At 61.9% G+C, this 4,825-nt stretch carries 4 protein-coding genes; all 4 read left to right on the top strand.

Annotated elements, in window-relative coordinates:
* The coding region (gene nuoC, locus ACRESD_RS13725; RefSeq protein ID WP_431751400.1) for an NADH-quinone oxidoreductase subunit C/D at nt 1-1,445 on the top strand (1,445 nt) is incomplete at its 5' end.
* Nucleotides 1,446-1,447: 2 nt separating this feature from the next.
* Nucleotides 1,448-1,945, top strand: a complete 498-nt coding sequence (gene nuoE, locus ACRESD_RS13720; protein WP_431751399.1) for an NADH-quinone oxidoreductase subunit NuoE — start codon at nt 1,448-1,450, stop codon at nt 1,943-1,945.
* Nucleotides 1,942-3,297, top strand: a complete 1,356-nt coding sequence (nuoF, locus tag ACRESD_RS13715; RefSeq protein ID WP_177013872.1) for an NADH-quinone oxidoreductase subunit NuoF — start codon at nt 1,942-1,944, stop codon at nt 3,295-3,297. Before nuoE ends, nuoF begins: the two co-directional genes overlap by 4 nt.
* 135 nt (nt 3,298-3,432) lie before the next feature.
* Nucleotides 3,433-4,825 (top strand): NADH-quinone oxidoreductase subunit NuoG (nuoG, locus tag ACRESD_RS13710; RefSeq protein ID WP_431751398.1); only part of this gene is annotated, 1,393 nt, incomplete at its 3' end.

The raw sequence follows: 4,825 nt of genomic DNA, 5'->3' as shown, positions 1-4,825 counted from the left end.
AAAGCGACTTGAGCATCCCGACCGTGACCGGTATCTGGCCGAACGCCAGCTGGTACGAGCGTGAAGTCTGGGACATGTTCGGTATCGACTTCCCGGGTCACCCGCACCTGACGCGCATCATGATGCCGCCGACGTGGGAAGGTCACCCGCTGCGCAAGGACTTCCCTGCCCGCGCTACCGAATTCGACCCGTTCAGCCTCAACCTCGCCAAGCAGCAGCTTGAAGAAGAAGCGGCGCGCTTCCGCCCGGAAGACTGGGGCATGAAACGCTCCGGCACCAACGAGGACTACATGTTCCTCAACCTGGGCCCGAACCACCCTTCGGCCCACGGCGCCTTCCGTATCATCCTGCAACTGGACGGCGAAGAAATCGTCGACTGCGTGCCGGACATCGGCTACCACCACCGTGGTGCCGAGAAGATGGCCGAGCGTCAGTCGTGGCACAGCTTCATCCCGTACACCGACCGTATCGACTACCTCGGCGGCGTGATGAACAACCTGCCGTACGTGCTCTCGGTCGAGAAGCTGGCCGGCATCAAGGTGCCAGACCGCGTCGACACCATCCGCATCATGATGGCCGAGTTCTTCCGGATCACCAGCCACCTGCTGTTCCTGGGTACCTATATCCAGGACGTCGGCGCCATGACCCCGGTGTTCTTCACCTTCACCGACCGCCAGCGCGCCTACAAGGTCATCGAAGCCATCACCGGTTTCCGCCTGCACCCGGCCTGGTACCGCATCGGCGGCGTGGCTCACGACCTGCCGAACGGCTGGGAGCGCCTGGTCAAGGAATTCGTCGAGTGGATGCCCAAGCGTCTGGACGAGTACCAAAAGGCTGCGCTGGACAACAGCATCCTCAAGGGCCGTACCATCGGCGTCGCCCAGTACAACACCAAAGAGGCCCTGGAATGGGGCGTCACCGGTGCTGGCCTGCGTTCGACCGGCTGCGACTTCGACCTGCGTAAAGCACGTCCGTACTCCGGCTACGAGAACTTCGAGTTCGAAGTGCCGCTGGCCGCCAACGGCGATGCCTACGACCGTTGCATCGTGCGCGTCGAAGAAATGCGCCAGAGCCTGAAGATCATCGAGCAGTGCATGCGCAACATGCCGGCCGGCCCGTACAAGGCGGATCACCCGCTGACTACGCCGCCGCCGAAAGAGCGCACGCTGCAGCACATCGAAACCCTGATCACGCACTTCCTGCAAGTTTCGTGGGGCCCGGTCATGCCGGCCAACGAATCCTTCCAGATGATCGAAGCGACCAAGGGTATCAACAGCTATTACCTGACGAGCGATGGCGGCACCATGAGCTACCGCACCCGGATTCGTACTCCAAGCTTTGCCCACTTGCAGCAGATCCCTTCGGTGATCAAAGGCGAGATGGTCGCGGACTTGATTGCGTACCTGGGTAGTATCGATTTCGTTATGGCCGACGTGGACCGCTAAGCATGAACAGCACGCTTATCCAGACAGACCGTTTCACCTTGAGTGAAACCGAGCGCTCGGCCATCGAGCACGAGCTGCATCACTACGAAGATCCGCGCGCGGCGTCGATCGAAGCCTTGAAGATCGTCCAGAAGGAACGTGGCTGGGTGCCAGACGGCGCGCTCTACGCCATCGGCGAGATCCTTGGCATCCCTGCCAGCGACGTTGAAGGCGTGGCCACGTTCTACAGCCAGATCTTCCGTCAGCCAGTGGGCCGCCACATCATTCGCGTGTGCGACAGCATGGTCTGCTACATCGGCGGCCACGAGTCGGTGGTTGATGCGATCCAGACCAAACTGGGCATCGGCCTCGGCCAAACCACCCCGGACGGCCGCTTCACGCTGCTGCCGGTGTGCTGCCTGGGCAACTGCGACAAGGCGCCGGCGTTGATGATCGACGACGACACATTCGGTGACGTGCAGCCTGCTGGCGTGACCCAATTGCTTGAGGGCTACCCATGACCCTTACATCTTTCGGCCCGGCCAACCTGATCAAGCGTTCGCCTGAAACCCACCCGCTGACCTGGCGCCTGCGTGACGATGCCGAGCCTGTATGGCTCGACGAGTACCAGGCCAAGAACGGTTACGCGGCTGCGCGCAAAGCGTTCGCCGACATGGCCCAGGACGACATCGTCCAGACCGTGAAAGACGCCGGCCTCAAAGGTCGCGGCGGTGCAGGCTTCCCCACGGGTGTTAAGTGGGGCCTGATGCCCAAGGACGAATCCATCAACATCCGCTACCTGCTGTGCAACGCGGATGAAATGGAGCCGAACACCTGGAAAGACCGCATGCTGATGGAGCAACTGCCCCATCTGCTGATCGAAGGCATGCTGATCAGCGCCCGTGCGTTGAAAACCTACCGCGGCTACATCTTCCTGCGTGGCGAGTACACCACCGCCGCCAAGCACCTCAACCGTGCCGTGGAAGAAGCCAAGGCTGCAGGCCTGCTGGGCAAGAACATCCTCGGTTCGGGCTTCGATTTCGAATTGTTCGTGCACACCGGCGCCGGGCGCTACATCTGCGGTGAAGAAACCGCACTGATCAACTCCCTTGAAGGCCGTCGCGCCAACCCGCGCTCCAAGCCGCCCTTCCCTGCCGCCGTGGGCGTGTGGGGCAAGCCGACCTGCGTGAACAACGTCGAGACCCTGTGCAACGTACCGGCGATCATCGCCGACGGCGTGGACTGGTACAAATCGTTGGCCCGCGAAGGCAGCGAAGACATGGGCACCAAGCTCATGGGCTTCTCCGGCAAGGTCAAGAACCCTGGTCTGTGGGAGCTGCCGTTCGGCGTGACCGCACGCGAGCTGTTCGAGGACTACGCCGGTGGCATGCGCGACGGCTACACCTTGAAAGCCTGGCAGCCAGGCGGCGCCGGCACCGGTTTCCTGTTGCCTGAGCACCTCGACGCACAAATGTACGCCGGCGGCATCGGCAAGGTCGGCACCCGGATGGGTACGGGCCTGGCGATGGCGGTGGACAACACCGTGAACATGGTCTCGCTGCTGCGCAACATGGAACAGTTCTTTGCCCGTGAATCCTGCGGTTTCTGCACCCCATGCCGTGATGGCCTGCCATGGAGCGTGAAGCTCTTGATGGCCATCGAGAAAGGTGAAGGCCAACCCGGTGACATCGAGACCCTGCTGGGTCTGGTCGGTTTCCTCGGCCCAGGCAAGACCTTCTGTGCTCACGCACCGGGCGCCGTGGAGCCATTGGGCAGCGCCATCAAATACTTCCGCTCGGAGTTCGAAGCCGGCATCGCGCCTACCAGCGCCGCCGTCCCGCCTCTGGCAAGGCCGATCGTAGTCGGCGCGTAACGCTTTAAAAAGCGAAGGGTCCGTGCCCTTCGCTTTCTCATGGGCTGACGCCGTAAAGGCTGTGTTGAGGCCCATGAATAACAAGATTCCATTAGCCACGCCCGCTGACAACGGGCCAACGAAGAACTTTGAACCATGGCCACTATCCACGTAGACGGCAAAGCGCTCGAAGTCGATGGGGCAGACAACCTGTTACAGGCGTGTCTGTCACTCGGCCTCGATATCCCGTATTTCTGCTGGCACCCCGCACTCGGTAGCGTCGGTGCCTGTCGCCAGTGCGCGGTCAAGCAATACACCGACGAGAACGACACCCGTGGTCGTATCGTCATGTCGTGCATGACCCCAGCCACCGACAACACCTGGATCTCCATCGACGATGAAGAATCCAAGGCGTTCCGCGCCAGTGTCGTCGAGTGGCTGATGACCAACCACCCCCACGACTGCCCGGTCTGTGAGGAAGGCGGCCACTGCCACCTGCAAGACATGACAGTGATGACCGGCCATAACGAGCGCCGTTATCGCTTCACCAAGCGTACCCACCAGAACCAGGACCTCGGCCCGTTCATTTCCCACGAAATGAACCGCTGCATCGCCTGCTACCGTTGCGTGCGCTTCTATAAAGACTACGCCGGCGGCACCGACCTCGGCGTGTTCGGTGCCCACGACAACGTGTACTTCGGTCGTGTTGAAGATGGTGTGCTGGAAAGCGAGTTCTCCGGCAACCTCACCGAGGTCTGCCCGACCGGTGTGTTCACCGACAAGACTCACTCCGAGCGCTACAACCGTAAGTGGGACATGCAATTCTCGCCGAGCATCTGCCATGGCTGCTCCAGCGGTTGCAACATATCCCCGGGCGAGCGCTACGGCGAACTGCGTCGCATCGAAAACCGCTTCAACGGTTCGGTCAACCAGTACTTCCTGTGCGACCGTGGCCGTTTCGGCTACGGCTACGTCAACCGCGAAGACCGCCCGCGCCAGCCTCTGCTGGCCAACGGCAGCAAGTTGAGCCTGGACGACGCGCTGGATAAAGCCGCCGACCTGCTGCGCGGCCGCAACATCGTCGGTATCGGTTCGCCACGCGCCAGCCTCGAAAGCAACTACGCGTTGCGCGAGCTGGTCGGTGCCGAGCACTTCTACAGCGGCATCGAGGCCGGTGAGCTGGAGCGCATCCGCCTGGTCCTGCAAGTGCTGAACGACAGCCCGCTGCCAGTGCCAAACATGCGCGACATCGAAGACCACGACGCGATCTTCGTCCTCGGTGAAGACCTGACTCAAACCGCCGCGCGTATCGCCCTGTCCCTGCGCCAGTCGGTCAAAGGCAAGGCCGAAGACATGGCCGACGCCATGCGTGTGCAGCCTTGGCTCGACGCCGCGGTGAAAAACATCTGTCAACACGCCATGTACCCGCTGTTCATCGCCAGCCTTGCCGAAACCAAGCTCGATGATGTCGCTGAAGAATGCGTACACGCAGCGCCAGACGACCTGGCCCGTATCGGTTTCGCCGTAGCTCACGCCATCGACCCAAGCG

Origin of the sequence: Pseudomonas sp. (genome assembly GCF_050739995.1) — a bacterium.
Lineage (GTDB): Bacteria > Pseudomonadota > Gammaproteobacteria > Pseudomonadales > Pseudomonadaceae > Aquipseudomonas.
Note: the sequence above shows the minus strand (reverse complement) of the source record. Positions and strands in the feature narration are given on the sequence as shown.

Excerpts from the sequence above, each read along its gene's own strand:
- nuoE (WP_431751399.1), top strand. The coding sequence starts at position 1,448 with ATGAACAGCACGCTTATCCAGACAGACCGTTTCACCTTGAGTGAAACC.
- nuoF (WP_177013872.1), top strand. The coding sequence starts at position 1,942 with ATGACCCTTACATCTTTCGGCCCGGCCAACCTGATCAAGCGTTCGCCT.